At 55.7% G+C, this 14,402-nt stretch carries 9 protein-coding genes; 7 read left to right on the forward strand and 2 right to left on the reverse strand.

Features of this window, described 5'->3' with window-relative positions; genetic code table 11:
• Positions 1–40 precede the first annotated feature (40 nt).
• The gene (locus tag AB3X39_RS04760; protein WP_369416219.1) at positions 41–1,726 is read left to right on the forward strand and encodes a tetratricopeptide repeat protein; all 1,686 of its coding nucleotides are present in this window, start codon (positions 41–43) and stop codon (positions 1,724–1,726) included.
• A 56-nt stretch (positions 1,727–1,782) separates the two neighbouring features.
• Here the strand turns inward: AB3X39_RS04760 and AB3X39_RS04765 are convergent, their stop codons facing one another.
• Complete coding sequence (locus AB3X39_RS04765) at positions 1,783–2,427, reverse strand: fibronectin type III domain-containing protein (protein WP_369416220.1); 645 nt, start codon at positions 2,425–2,427, stop codon at positions 1,783–1,785.
• Positions 2,428–2,615: 188 nt separating this feature from the next.
• Between AB3X39_RS04765 and AB3X39_RS04770 the strand changes: the two genes are divergently transcribed.
• From AB3X39_RS04770 to AB3X39_RS04800, 6 genes are all read left to right on the forward strand, one after another.
• Complete coding sequence (locus AB3X39_RS04770; protein WP_369416221.1) at positions 2,616–4,307, forward strand: DNA cytosine methyltransferase; 1,692 nt, start codon at positions 2,616–2,618, stop codon at positions 4,305–4,307.
• 374 nt (positions 4,308–4,681) lie between these two features.
• Positions 4,682–6,892, forward strand: a complete 2,211-nt coding sequence (locus AB3X39_RS04780) for a sigma-70 family RNA polymerase sigma factor (protein ID WP_369416222.1) — start codon at positions 4,682–4,684, stop codon at positions 6,890–6,892.
• The gene (locus AB3X39_RS04785; protein ID WP_369416223.1) at positions 6,892–8,391 is read left to right on the forward strand and encodes an ATP-binding protein; all 1,500 of its coding nucleotides are present in this window, start codon (positions 6,892–6,894) and stop codon (positions 8,389–8,391) included. Before AB3X39_RS04780 ends, AB3X39_RS04785 begins: the two co-directional genes overlap by 1 nt.
• On the forward strand, positions 8,388–11,303 hold the full coding sequence (locus AB3X39_RS04790) for a Z1 domain-containing protein (protein ID WP_369416224.1): 2,916 nt from the start codon (positions 8,388–8,390) through the stop codon (positions 11,301–11,303). Before AB3X39_RS04785 ends, AB3X39_RS04790 begins: the two co-directional genes overlap by 4 nt.
• Positions 11,287–12,297 (forward strand): PD-(D/E)XK motif protein, encoded by a 1,011-nt coding sequence (locus AB3X39_RS04795; protein WP_369416225.1) that lies wholly within the window; start codon positions 11,287–11,289, stop codon positions 12,295–12,297. The genes AB3X39_RS04790 and AB3X39_RS04795 overlap by 17 nt, the downstream gene beginning before the upstream one ends.
• 2 nt (positions 12,298–12,299) lie before the next feature.
• A complete protein-coding gene (locus AB3X39_RS04800; RefSeq protein WP_369416226.1) occupies positions 12,300–14,069 on the forward strand; it encodes an AIPR family protein in 1,770 nt (589 codons plus the stop codon).
• 37 nt (positions 14,070–14,106) lie between these two features.
• Here AB3X39_RS04800 and AB3X39_RS04805 read toward each other — a convergent pair whose 3' ends face one another.
• Positions 14,107–14,268 (reverse strand): hypothetical protein, encoded by a 162-nt coding sequence (locus AB3X39_RS04805; RefSeq protein ID WP_369416227.1) that lies wholly within the window; start codon positions 14,266–14,268, stop codon positions 14,107–14,109.
• Between the last annotated feature and the right edge of the window lie 134 nt (positions 14,269–14,402).

The raw sequence follows: 14,402 nt of genomic DNA on the forward strand, positions 1-14,402 counted from the left end.
GGTTCATCGGATATTCTGACAACCATTTAGGGAGGTTTTCGTGTCACTCAAACAGCTCATCCGGTCACATCGACGGCCTTTCGTGCTCTTCGCCATCTTGGTCTCGCTCACGGGGGGATACGTGGCCTATGGCATACGTGAGGCCAACAGCAACCCACCCATGGTGGTGTTCAACCCACCGATCCCGCCATCCGCTGAGCCGCCCTTGGCGGGCACCAACGCCATCAGCCATTTCAGCGTGCAGCGCAAGAACGGTTCTTGGACGGCTGAGTTCGATTACTTCTATACCGGCAGCCCTCCGGCCGCCCAGTGGCGTATCACCCAGTTCACCGAAGTAGGCGCTGATCCAAGCCAAGGTCGGATGGCTTTCATGCCCATGAAAGTGGAGCGCGGTGCGCACCACATAAGTATCGATATGCAGCACCCCGGCGAAAGCGCCATCGTCATTCAGCAAGTGACGGTGGAGATGGTGGGTGCCATGAATCAACTCAGCGCAAGCCAAACGATTCGTCAACCGATGGAGTGGCCCAGTTGGCAAGTGTGGTTTCGGGATCGCAACTTGGCCTCCAAGTCCAATGATGAGCTTCTCAAGCAGGCGGTTGTGCTGATCGATCAGAGCGATCAGCAAAGTCTCAGTGAGGCCAAAGTGATCCTTGAACGGCTGATCACCAAAGACCCACAAATGGACGCGGGCTATGTGGAATTGGCGCGGGTCGCCATGAAAACCCGTTGGGGGCCTGAGGGTTTTCATCAAGCAGAGAACCTGCTCGACTCAGCGTTGCAGATCCGCCCGGACAGCGTCAACGCCAAGATTCTTTTGGGGTATGTCTATGCCCACCAAAACCGTTATGCCCCAGCCGAGCGTCTTTTCTCAGAAGCCGCCACCTCGAATCCGCCCAACATTTGGCTCTGGGCCAATTGGGGCGAGTTGTACGTGATGCAAAACAGAATCGATCAGGCCATCCCGAAATACCGTGAGGCCATTGCCCGGCCCCGTACAGGGGGGACCTATGACCGCGCCCGTTTGGATGCGTATTTCAAGTTGCTGAACTTGCTCAAACAACGCAAGGACAAAGACGGTATGGAAACCATTCATCAACAACGGGTGGCTGAGTACGGCGCAGGCAGTTGCTACGCCGCCGAGTACGCCCAATTTTTATTGACCGAGCGTGGTGACGCTACCAAAGCGACCGACATGGCGACCCAGTCTTTGTCAGCCGATGACTGTACCGATGTTGATACGCGGCATGTGCTTGGCATGGCCCACTACGTCGTTTGGTCAAAAGCCACCGGCCCCAAACGTCAAAGTGCCTTGAATCAGGCACGGATTTATTTGCCCGCAGGCCCCATGCCCCTGTATTTGCTGGCGGGCAGTGACGTCACTTTGGTGGCGGCTCAACAGTTGATCTCAGCGGGGGAGCAGATTGACCAGCGTGACAACGACAAACTCACCGCCTTGGCCTATGCCATGGATCGGCGAGACCATGACACCGCCCGTCGATTGCTCAAACTCGGGGCTAAGCCCGAGGCCACGGTGAGCGAGAACGAAATTCCGGTGGCCTTCATTCCCGTCTTAGCGGGGGATGTGGATGGTGTTCGGCTGTTGCAGCAGTTTGGCATCAACTACACCACCCTGCGCTTCCAAGGCATGACAGCGGCGGACATCGCCAAACGCATGGGCAAGCTCCCGTTGCTGAAAGTCTTGGAACCCAGAACCAGCCTCTGATCGCTGATCCTGATCAGGCGCATGCCTTCTTCAGCATGCGCCCTCAGGTCTCACACTCAAACCACCATGATGCTGGCGGGCTCAGACCATAGCCCTGCCCCAGCGGTATTGATGCCGCGCACGCGCACCCAGAAGGTTTGTGCGGCGGGCAGATCGCGCAGCAGCATGTGCATGCTGCTTGTGGAAGTCAACGCGTGGTGCCAGTTGTCTTCCACATTGGGGTCGCCCTGAGCGATCTCCGCTTCGTAGCTGCCCGCCCCAAGCAAACGGTTGACGCGCACGTCCACCTGCCCGCCAAGCACGCCACGCTTGAGCTTCAAGCCCTCAGGAGCCACCAAGGTCTCGGCATGGTCACCGCGCACCGCATCACGACGCAGATCAAACCCAGTGGATTGCAGGGCCGATTCGTTGTCATTGGCCACAAATTCCAAATACTTCACCAACGTTTGCAGCAACCCCGATAAAGCTTCGCGGGCGCTGTTGCGCTCAGCGATCTTGATCGTGTCGTGCGTAAGGCTGGCGCGATACGCACTGCGATACACATCAAAGGCCGCATTGATCTGCGCCAAACTCGGCGCCGGTGCTGGCCACGGCTCGGGGAAACGTGCATTCCCCGTCAACGACGCCACGATCAGGGCCACTTTGGTCTGAAAGTCCGATTCGTTCAGCCGCACAAAATTCGTAATCACTTTCGCTTGCATGAAGAACTCCCGTTGTTTAAAGGGCGTCCCATTCTTTGCAGCGCAGCAACTTGATTGACATCCCCCGAAAGTTGGGTTGAGGGGGGAGCCCCCATCCAAACTTGAGCCGCCAACTTGGTCCCTGGTAGGATGCGCCCCTCTCTATCGGCAGTTTCAGACGATTGAGGCTGCCACTCGTATAAGACCAGATGCCTATTCCCGTCATTGATTTGTTTGCTGGCCCAGGTGGGTTGGGTGAGGGACTTTCCCGTTCTGGGATCGTTAAATTCCGGACCGTTGTATCCATTGAAAAAGATGGAATGGCAGCTTGTACGCTGGCCCTAAGGGCTGCACATCGTGCTCTTCAGCGTGCCTTGTTGGACTCCACAGAAACAGTTAGTCAAGCAGCTTGGGCAACTTGGGATCAAGTTGTGGCCAAGGAGCCATGGAATATTGTCTTTGACAAGCTTCATGAATGCGGTAACCCGCTGATCGTGGATGCCTGTAGAGAAGCCCGCAAAGAGGCATGGAACTTCGAGCTTGGGCCAGAACATCGCGCCGTAGCCTCGGCAGGTATCCGTAAGTGCTTGATCCCGTTCATGCAAGACGGGAAATTGCCAAACAACATAGTTTTGATAGGGGGGCCTCCGTGCCAAGCTTATTCATTGGTAGGGCGAGCCCGTAACCGGGGCAAGGAGGGTTATCGCCCTGAAGAGGACCACCGACACTTTCTCTACAAAGAGTATCTGCAAGTTATTGCTGAATACCGTCCTGCGGTATTCATCATGGAAAACGTCAAAGGTATCCTGACTTCGACAGTCGAGGGGGCTCAGATCTTTGAGTCAATCACGTCTGATTTGAAACATCCTGGTCGGATTTGTGGGGTCAACCAAGAACTTGAGTACGTCTTGGTGTCCTTGTCTCAAGGTGCAGATGGGAGCAATACCGATCCAGCACCCGCCGCGTCCGATTTCATCGTCTGTACTGAGTTCCTTGGTATCCCTCAGGCACGGCATAGAGTCATCATTTGCGGAATCAGGCGGGATGTGTTTGAGAGTGCAGGCAGAAAAGTTGGGCATCTCAAGGCCGCGCCTAAAGTCACTGTCGGCAATGTGATTCTTGATTTGCCAAAACTTCGATCTGGATTAAGTCGGCGTGGGGCTGGCGCGCATTGGTTGAGTAGCTTTGATTTATCCATGACAAAGACGGCCTTGGAAGAACTCAGAAATGCAGAAAATCCTGTGCGTCACCATGTTGCAGATCGAATGGAGCAAGCAATCTGCGAGATGCGTTCAGCAACTGATCCCGGATGTGGATTGGATCGCATCTTTGTCGAAGGATGGCCCGCAATCAAAGAGTTGCATGCTTGGTATCAAGACCGGCCGCTGACATTGCTTGCGAACCACGAGTCACGGACTCATATGCCTGAGGATCTTGTTCGTTACCTTTTTGCAGCAGCTTTCGGCGAAGTCTGCAATATCAGCCCACGTCTTGCAGACTTTCCAATCAGTTTATTGCCCAAACATAAAAACGTTGATCCGGCCAACATATCGAACGTGATATTCAACGACAGATTCCGTGTGCAGTTGGGTGGCAAACAAAGCACGACCGTGACAAGTCATATCAGCAAGGATGGTCACGCTTTCATTCATCCTGAGCCATCGCAATGTCGCAGCTTGTCTGTTCGTGAGGCAGCACGGCTTCAGACCTTCCCGGATAGCTACGTTTTCCTTGGCAACCGAACCTCGCAATACACCCAAGTTGGTAATGCTGTGCCGCCGTTACTGGCGTACCAGATAGGACTGATTGTTGGGGACATCGTCTATCGGTCAGGAATAGACATGACGTGCCAATCCTCTGTTCCATCACCGGATCACTCAAGCAAAACCACTGCGGCATGAAGTTAATTTGCAACATCATATCCAACAGAAACGACTCGCGTCCGCGCTTGCCATCGAGCAAGTAAGGCGAGATCAAGCTTATGACTGCCAGATTTATGCAGGCGTTGCCTAGCAAGTTGGCAGTTTTTCAACAGTGGCTGCAAGCTGGATGCGAATAGCTTGTACTTCGGCAAATACATCCACGTAACTTCAACTTTGGGAACATCTCCACCTGTAGAATTTGTAAGGACAAAACTCAACAGAGCCAATATGGCCATAGGGACAATGATGCCTTCCGTTGGCTACAGCCAGCACCTTAACTGGGAGGATGTGGAAACCCCTCCACCAAAACCAAAAATCGTCGCCTTAGAGACCCGTGGGGGGCCGGCGCGCTCATGAACGATTTCGTGAACCAGCCCAAAGCCACTTTGAACCGATTCCTACGAGTAGCCATTGTGGCGGGAGTCGCAAATGCAGTACGCCTCCACATCGAACGTGGCGATGATCTCAACGCCCGCGATGCAGATGGTCAGACACCCCTCATGCTCGCAGCCAAGCGAAACAAGCCCCACATTTGTAAGCTACTTCTGGATGCTGGCGCCGATCCGCTCCTGTGTAATTCTGACGGAAACAACGCACTTGCTATTGCAAATACAGCTGGCGCGCGCGATGTTGCGCTGTTGTTGGAGTCCGCATTCGCAACAGATCTCGAAAATGAATCCACGTACCCAACAAAGCATCTGCCCGTCAATGCTGATGCAATTTCTTCCATTCCTGTTGTTGAACTGATCGACTTTGACGAGGACTGTGCCTCTTTGGATCTCTCAGGCTGGGAGTCTGAGGCTGAACTATCCATGCCAGTCGGTAATCCGATTGTTTTGATCAATGCGTCGGAAGTCCAGAAAGCGATCTCAGAATATTCCCCCATTGATATCTCAGCTGGCTGGGAAGATTTTGAAGCCTTCTTGCCCGAGCAGGCATCCCCACCTCCAAAAGCGGCCGATGCTGAAACTCGTGAGCGCCTCCGATCATTGCTGCTTCGTGCGACCCGCGAGGGCAGCGTGCCGAATGCAGTCATTGAAGACATGACGCTCAATGATGACCAAACACCCAATGTTGACGCCGAGTCCCTACTACGCATGGTCATCAACGATCTTGGAGCTGAGGCTGATGAGCGCCATGAATATTCCACGCATCAAGAGAGCTTCGAGGTCTACGTAGATCCTCGCGAAACCTCTGACGAAGAGCACTCCGTAGACGAGGCGTTGACGTTCATCGACGCATTGGAATCGCGGAGCAACGACCCGTTGCGCCTCTACCAACGAGACTTTCAACACATCGTGCTTTTGACTGCCGATGAAGAAATCGCTCTTGGTAAGGCAATGGAACAAGGCATCGAAACCGCGTTGGACGTGCTGGCTGGCTCCATCACTGGAATCGAAGCAATCGTCGAAGACTCCCAGAGGGTGAAGTCCCGAACAAAGCCACTTCGCTGGATGTCGTCAGGGATACGCGAAGATATCCACGAGTCGGCTCAAGGCGACTCGCTTTCCACTAGTTCTGAAAGCACCGGCGACAAAGATTCGCAAGACGATTCCTACGAAAACTCACCTGAAGATGAACTTTCCGAATTCATCTCGAATGCGGAACGACTTTGGAATATCGCCCGATCACTGGAAACACTGACGACTGCCGACAACGCCACGCGCGAGGCACTTGGCTCGCTAGGATTATCAGCCTCCTACCTCTTGGGTCTGTCTGAATCAGGGCAGATCGCAGAGCATCAACCGGCGCTAGCGCTTAGAAGCGCGATGCAGACATACCGGGTCGCTCGGGATCGCATGTCCGTTGCCAACCTGAAGTTGGTTCAATCAATTGCCAAAAAATATCTTTACAGCGGGATGCCGTTGGACGATTTGCTTCAAGAGGGAAATCTCGGCCTTTTAAAAAGCGTCGAGCGTTTTGACTGGCGTAGGGGATACAGATTCTCAACATACGCTACTTGGTGGATCCGCCAGCAGGTGTCACGGTTCGTTGCCGACAAGGCCAAAACTATACGCGTCCCCGTCCATGTGTATGAAAAAGTCCAACGTATCGAACAAGTTGTACGCGCCTTCGAAATAGCCAACGATAGAGTCCCCACCACTGCCGAAGTTGCAGAACTCGTCGTCTTGTCTACCCGCAAAGTCGCATCCTATATGCAGATCTCAGGCGAGCCGCTGCCAATTCACGAAATCGATATCGACTCAATGATCGCCATTGGCTCACGCGACGAATACATTGCTCGGGACCCAATGGACATCGCGTCAGATCACGATTTGGTCACGGTGGTTCATAAAATTCTTAGGACCCTCAAATCCAAAGAACAAGATGTTCTACAAATGCGATTCGGCATCGACATGCCAGACGCCATGACTTTGGATGAGATAGGAACCCGAATAGGCGTGACACGCGAGCGCATCAGACAAATCGAGGCCAAGGCGATTCGCCATATGAAACACCCTACCCGTTATGCATTGTTGAATGCTCTCAAAGACACCAACTCACTTGAGCCAGCGGACGAAGCTGACGACGACAAAACGCAAGACCAGAAGTTGGACGCCTAATGGTGATGCCGCAAAAAACACGCAATGCGCCGCCGCGTGCAGCTGCGATGCTCGAATCCCTTCGGGGACTTGGTTACTCCACCGCAGCCGCATTGGCGGACATCGTCGATAACAGTATTTCGGCAGGAGCGACGGAAACTCGCATTCAGTTCGATTGGGATGGTCTGAATAGCCGAATTTCCGTCCTAGATGATGGCTGTGGAATGGATGACGCAGAGCTTGAAAGCGCTTTGCGACTTGGCGATAAAAATCCACTCGATGCCCGTAGTGCGCGCGATCTTGGGCGCTTCGGTATGGGGCTGAAAACTGCATCTTTCTCACAGTGCCGCAGACTTACAGTCGCATCATTCAAAAATGGTTCGCAAAGCTGCCTGCGGTGGGACTTGGAGGAACTAGCTTCCCGCCAAGACAGCGATTGGCTGCTTTACGAGGGGCCAGCTAAGGGGTCTAGGTCCTACCTTACCCCCTTGGAAGATAAACGCTGCGGTACGCTAGTTCTGTGGGAGTCGATGGACAGGATCGTCTCGGCTGGCTACACCGCTGACGACTTCAACGACTTGGTCGATGACGTCGAATCCCATCTGGCAATGGTCTTTCATCGTCTGATCCAAGGGCCGCGCGCCAAATTCAAATTGCTTTTGAATGGCAAGGCCGTCGCGCCATGGGACCCGTTCATGACCGGGCACCCCGCCAAGCCATGGTCGTCGCCGACAACCCGTCACCCCACCGATTACGGCTTCGTTGCCGTCCAGTGCCACGTCCTGCCGCACCGGGACAAGTTGACTCCTGCCGAATTCGACGAAAACGCCGGCCCGGCAGGCTGGACCGCGCAGCAAGGCTTCTACGTCTACCGCAACGAGCGGCTCCTTGTGGCAGGCGGCTGGCTTGGCCTCGGCAACGCCCGCGCATGGAATCGGGAAGAGGCCCATCGCTTGGCCCGCATCCGAATAGACATTCCCAACACGGCGGATGTCGATTGGAAAATCGACGTCCGGAAATCGACCGCCCGTCCTCCCGTTTCTCTTCGTCCCCGGCTCATGGCCTTGGCCGAAAACACCCGCGAGAAGGCCCGCCGCGTATTCGCCTATCGCGGAACCCCCGCGCCAGCGCAAGGCAATATCCCAATCGAACAAGCATGGCGAGCCGAACGGGTAAAGGCTGGTATTCGGTATCGGATCGAAGAGACGCACCCATCGGTCGCCGCAGTGCTGGTCAACGCCGGTGCGTTGGGGCCACTGGTCAAGTCCATGCTCCGCGTGATTGAGGAAACCGTTCCGGTGCAGCGTATTTGGCTCGACACTGCCGAAAACAAAGAAACGCCACGCACCTGCTTCGAAGGCGAGCCCAACGAGGCGATCGTCGAGGTGGCCCAAGTACTCTTCGACGACCTCATGGAGCGCAAGGGGCTAACCGCCGAAGAGGCACGCAAGTCGTTGTTGCGCACCGAACCCTTCCAAAAATATCCTGCGCTCGTCGCGAAACTGGGACTGTGCACATGATCGAACCTGAAGCTGCCGCCGCGCAGGTCGAACTGCTCGAAAACGTGGTCGCCACTGCGCAACGACTCATCAAGGCGGAAAAGGATAAATCCAAAATCACGCCATCCTTCATCGCCGAGAAGGTAAAGCGGGCAGCCGACATGTTTGCCGACGAGACCCATCTTCTCGTCGATCATCAGCAAGCAGTTTCTATCTTGATCCAACGGTTCAGCCATTGGATGGGCAAAGCCACCACGCTCAAAGATGAGGAAGGCCACTTGAATTGGCTCAACGCGTCGCGCAAACGCGACTGGTCGTATTGGCGAAGATACCGTGACTTCCAAGAGGACAAACTATCCGATGTGGTCGTCGAGGGCCTCGACGAGGATACCGACAACATTCTGGAACTCTTGGAAGACCCGATGCGCTTAGGCGCTTGGGATCGCAGAGGCTTAGTTGTCGGCCATGTGCAGTCTGGCAAGACCAGTAACTACTCAGGCCTCATCTGCAAGGCCGCTGACGCAGGCTACAAGATCATCATCGTCTTGGCTGGTATGCACAACAATCTGCGCTCGCAAACCCAAATGCGACTCGAAGAAGGCTTCTTGGGCTACGAGACCACCAACGACCGAGGCGCGGGAAAAGCCATTGGAGTTGCGCACTTTGGCGAAGACTTGAAGACCAATTCCGCCACGACTCGCGCCAACAATGGCGACTTCAGCAAAGTCGCAGCCAGACACTTTCACGGTATCTCACCGGAAGAGCGCCCATGGCTATTCGTGGTCAAGAAGCAGAAAACGGTTCTCACCGCCTTGCTCAAATGGCTTCAATCGCGCGTGGCCGACGCCACCGACATCGACGACAGACGCAAGCTCATCACCAAGCTGCCACTTCTGATGATCGACGACGAGGCGGACAACGCTTCGGTAGACACGGGGGAGCAACTATTCGACGAGGACGGCAATCCTGACGAAGAGCATCAGCCCAAGACGATTAACAGCCTGATTCGCCAGATTCTCCACACATTCACCCGCAAAGCCTACGTGGGCTACACCGCTACACCCTTCGCTAACATCTTCATCCACCACAAAGGCGCGACAGCCAAAGAAGGCCCCGACCTTTTTCCGCGCTCATTCATCATCAACTTGGCTGCACCATCTAACTATGTCGGTCCAGCACGGCTCTTTGGCCGCATGACCAAGGAGGGGCGCGTCGGCGCGCTGCCGCTCTCCCGCGACATCATCGACAACTACGATCCACAAACCGAATCAGGGTGGATGCCGCCCAAGCACAACAAGAACCACACGCCCACCTACAACGGGCAAGAGACCATTCCGCCGTCGCTTCGCGACGCGGTCTACTCATTTGTCCTAGCGTGCGCCACGCGCGAGCTTCGCGGCCAAGGCTCGCAGCACAGCTCCATGCTGATCCACACCACCCGGTTCGTGGCGGTGCAAAACCTCGTCCGCGAGCAAGTCGAAGACACAGTGCGGCGCATGCGACAGAAGATCACCCGACGCATAGACGCGACCGAGCTTCTCACTCGGATGCAGCAGCTTTGGGAAGACGACTTCATGCCCACTCGCGACAAAGTCGCTGAGCTCTCGCCGCCCCAAGAACGCCCACCAGAAATGCCAAGCTGGGAAGAAGTCTTGGCAGCTTTGCCGCTTGTCATGGGCGATATCGAAGTTCGCTCTATCAACGGAACAGCCAAGGATGCTCTCGATTACGCAGCTCCCGGCACGGCCTTGAAGGTCATCGCCGTTGGCGGCGATAAGCTCGCTCGGGGCCTGACACTCGAAGGTCTCTGCGTCAGCTATTTCATCCGCACCACGCGGATGTACGACACACTCATGCAAATGGGCCGCTGGTTCGGTTATCGCCTTGGATATCTTGATCTCTGCCGTCTTTACACCTCACCTGATTTGGTGAGCTGGTTCGGCCACATCGCCGACGCATCCGAAGAGCTACGCAAAGAATTCGACTTCATGGCCGAGGCGCGTCTCACGCCTGAGCAATACGGGCTGAAAGTCAAATCGCACGAAGTCCTGACGATCACGTCGCCGCTGAAAATGCGCAATTCACAAACCCTGTCTCTCACGTACAGCGGTTCACGCCCGCAAACCATCCTGTTCCACCGGGACGCAAAAATTCAATCTAGCAACCTTGCTGCCACGGATACCCTCCTAGCGGCCATGGGCGCGCCTGCCGTGGTCGGTCCCGAATACGCGCGCGACGGCAGCGCTGATAAATGGAAGCGTTCAAGCCTTTGGAAGGATGTCGAGGCAGCCAAAATACTTTCCTTTTTGGGCTCTTATGCCACCCACCCCAACGCGACCAGCGCGAAGGGACCTGTCTTGGCTGACTTCATCACGAAGATGATTGAGATTGGCCAGTTGAAACAATGGAGCGTCGCGCTTTTGGCTGAGGGCGACGGTGTCGGCGAACCGCATGCCTTCTCTGGCGGAATCAGCGTCGAAAAATTCCCCATGCGCACCCCCGACGCGCCCAAGAATCCCGACCAACCGATTGACCCTGCCAAATTTGCTATCGGCGTGCTTACCGACCCATCCGACGAAGGCATAGACCTTGACGACGAGGCTTGGCGCAAAGCACTGGCGATCACCCGCGCCGCTTGGAGGCCTGACCCCGCGCGAGGCCACGTTCCTTCGCTGCCATCCATCCCCAGCGGCAAAGGCATCCGCATGGCACGCGCGCAACTTGGTGGCCCCGCAGATCGCGGGTTGCTGCTTCTGTATCCACTCTCCCCATACGCGGGCAAGGACAAGCTTCCCGAAAGGCTGATCGTGCCCGACTGGGACAAACCCATCATGGCTTTCGCCATCGCATTCCCATCGAGCGACAGCGCGATCCGGGTCGAATACGAAGTGAACCTGCTTTACTGGATGCAAGAATATGGCCCGTCCGAGTAAAGACTTCCTCATGGCATGGTCCTCCCTGTCCGGCGACGACGCAGAGTCCGGCTGGCGCTTGATCGCCCTGCCGCCATCCGGTCCTCTGGACGTATGCGCGGGCCGACGCTCACCCGACAACGCAGAAGCCGTGCTGGTCGGCTTTCCAACCGCGAAGATTTCTGCGACCGAAAAGCTCCCCGATGGCCAAGGGTTCTCGATAGAGCGCGTAGGTTTAGAAGGCAACGGGCAGCTATGGATCGCCTTGTCTCGCAAGTCAGCAGGAAGCCCCGAGCTCTTCGCTGCTATGTCGTGCGATGTTATCGGGGCACTGGATGATGCGGCGGAGGCAGGTGTCGTCGATGCTAGGCTCATCCGCACATTCATAGGTCGTGTGAGCGCTTGGCAGGAGTTCATGCGCAAGGGGGCACAAGCCTTAAGTCCCGAAGCAGAAATAGGATTGATCGGCGAACTCTCCCTTCTGGAAGCGATCATTGGAGCTGGCGTTGGTCCTGCCCAGGCCATCGAATCATGGGTCGGCCCGCTCGACGGCATTCAGGACTTTGAGATCGGCACCGGAGCGCTGGAAGTCAAAGCCACCATCTCGATGAATGGTTTCTCCGCCAAGATCGGATCGCTTGAACAACTGGACGATTCGGTTCGTCAGCCCTTGTTTGTAGCAGGCGCTCGGTTTCGCCAAGTCGAATCTGGGCAAAGTCTGCCTGAACTCATCGCGGCCATACGCGCGGCGATCCAAGGCGATGCGGAAGCCACACGCTTGCTTTCAGAGCGGCTTCTGGCGGCTGGCTACGTTGACGCGCACGAAAAAAGATACCCTCGCAAATTCGCTTTGAACGACATCCGAGTCGTCATGGTTGACGAGAACTTTCCCCGGTTGACTCATAGCAATGCCCCTTCGGGGATCACGTGGGCCATGTATGAAATCGACCTGGACAAAGCGCCGGGCGACAACGTGGGCGTCGATGGCGCCCTTAAACAACTGGGAGCGATTTGAATATGGATCTGCCTGAATTCCTGCGCGAGACGCAGGCTGCTGTCAGAGCGCAAATGCGCAATGGCGAACTCTATGAAGAACTCGTGTTCTGCGGCATCGTCATGGAGCACATGTCGGACATAGGCATGACTTTCGAGCCGGTCGAATGCCATTTCGAAGGCAAGGTAGGCAATGCCAACCTGCGCTTGAGCGGGTACTCGATCTCAGAAGAAAACGATCAGCTCGACCTCTTTGTGAGCCTGTACGCCAACGCCGATGAGCCCACGAACATTCCCGATGCCGAAACTAAAACTGCTGTGGAGCAGTGCCTGCGCTTCCTAACGCTGTGCGCTGAGGGCAGGATGGCTCCTAAGCTAGATCCCTCCAGCGACGTGCGCTCGCTAGCCGAAACCCTGCAAGCCATTTACGACGACTTGGAACAGGTTCGGGTCTACGTCATCACCGACAGAGTTGCAAAATCCAAAAACTTCAAGACGCGAGACATCGGTGGCAAAGCTGTGCGGCTGGAAGTCATGGACATTGAGCGCCTTCATCGCCACTGGTCCGAGGGCAAGCCCCGCGACGAGCTGATCGTCGATTTTAAATCGGTGTGCGGTGCTCCCCTGCCGTGTGTCTATGTTCCAGGCGAAAGCGATTACGACTACGCCCTGACAGCGATTCCTGCTGAGGCTTTACGCCTGCTGTACGAGCAATTCGGTGCGCGTCTTCTGGAGGCCAACGTCCGCTCTTTCCTAAGCGTCAAAGGCAAGGGCGTAAACACTGGCATCCAAAATACCCTGCGCACAGCCCCTGAGCGCTTCATGGCCTACAACAATGGCATCGTGATCGTCGCTGACAAGATGGCGCTGGACAAAGCTTGCAGTGAAGGTTCGACAGGCATCTTGTGGCTCAAAGGCCTTCAAATCGTCAATGGTGGTCAGACGACTGCCTCGATCTATTTCACGAAGAAGAAGTTTCCCGAGACCGACCTCAGCCGCGTGCGCATTCCGGCCAAGATTATCGTCATGCGTGAAGATGACGCCGCAAAAGAAGAAGCCCTCGTCTCAGATATCTCACGGTATGCCAACAGCCAAAACGCTGTGCGCCAATCTGATCTGTCGGCTAATAAGCCGTTCCATGTCGAGATTGAGAAGCTCTCTCGCTCAGTGTTCTGTCCCGATGGCGTTGGTCAATGGTTCTACGAGCGCGCCGCTGGCAGTTACAACACACTACTTACCCGCGAGGGAACGACACCTGCCAAGCTCAAATCGTTGAAGGAGGCTATTCCAACGGCGCGGCGCATCACCAAAACAGACCTTGCGAAGTACATCAACGCTTGGGACAAAAAGCCTGATCTCGTCAGCCTTGGTTCGCAGAAGAACTTTGATCGGTTTATGGCAGGACTCAACCCCACTGACGGAGAAGAAGCACCTACACCCACAGTCGCCGATTACAAGGCCATGATCGCCAAGGCCAAGATTTACCTCGACGCCCAAAAGCTCATCCGTCCTATGTTTCAAGCTTTCCAAGCCAACGTTACCGCCTATACGGTGTCACTGCTGTCAGAAAAGCTAGGGCATCGCATTGACCTCGACCGCGTATGGAATAAACAGGCTGTTTCCCCAGAGCTACTGGCCCAAATCGCTGTGTGGGCTAAGGAGATCAACGACGTGCTTCATGCCTCTGCGGGCGGGAAGATGGTTTCGGAATGGGCCAAACGTCCAGAATGCAAAGTGGCTGTCATGAGCGCACGCTATTCCGCCGCCGTGGACAACATACCTGAAGTGAAATAGCTCCGTCACGTCCGACAGAATGAGCTGTCATGTGAGCTCACAAATAGTAGGCCACCGAACCGCATCCAGCATCCAACACTGCGGCTCCCGCCGGCAGTCCAGCCAAGAAGCGTGCATGCAACGGGGCCATGTCCACACCGACTGTGCTGCCGAAGAACTCAACGGCGTGCCGGTTGTAAAAGTGGGCTGTTTGGTTCATCCCTGAACTGATGTGGGTTCATGCGGCCCGTGGGCACGGAGAGGATCGGGCAAAGATGGCTGCCTGCTCGGGCGCAGCGAGGTGTCTGCTTGGGAGCAGTGAGGTCGGTGCGCAGGCACACCGTGGGCCGTGCT

The organism is Leptothrix ochracea (genome assembly GCF_041083635.1).
In the GTDB taxonomy this organism is placed as follows: domain Bacteria; phylum Pseudomonadota; class Gammaproteobacteria; order Burkholderiales; family Burkholderiaceae_C; genus Sphaerotilus; species Sphaerotilus ochraceus.

What these genes read in the sequence shown, in the direction of transcription:
- AB3X39_RS04785 (WP_369416223.1), top strand. Translation starts at nt 6,892, where the DNA reads ATGGTGATGCCGCAAAAAACACGCAATGCGCCGCCGCGTGCAGCTGCG.
- AB3X39_RS04805 (WP_369416227.1), bottom strand. Translation starts at nt 14,268, where the DNA reads ATGAACCAAACAGCCCACTTTTACAACCGGCACGCCGTTGAGTTCTTC.
- AB3X39_RS04780 (WP_369416222.1), top strand. Translation starts at nt 4,682, where the DNA reads ATGAACGATTTCGTGAACCAGCCCAAAGCCACTTTGAACCGATTCCTA.
- AB3X39_RS04770 (WP_369416221.1), top strand. Translation starts at nt 2,616, where the DNA reads ATGCCTATTCCCGTCATTGATTTGTTTGCTGGCCCAGGTGGGTTGGGT.
- AB3X39_RS04765 (WP_369416220.1), bottom strand. Translation starts at nt 2,427, where the DNA reads ATGCAAGCGAAAGTGATTACGAATTTTGTGCGGCTGAACGAATCGGAC.
- AB3X39_RS04790 (WP_369416224.1), top strand. Translation starts at nt 8,388, where the DNA reads ATGATCGAACCTGAAGCTGCCGCCGCGCAGGTCGAACTGCTCGAAAAC.
- AB3X39_RS04800 (WP_369416226.1), top strand. Translation starts at nt 12,300, where the DNA reads ATGGATCTGCCTGAATTCCTGCGCGAGACGCAGGCTGCTGTCAGAGCG.
- AB3X39_RS04795 (WP_369416225.1), top strand. Translation starts at nt 11,287, where the DNA reads ATGGCCCGTCCGAGTAAAGACTTCCTCATGGCATGGTCCTCCCTGTCC.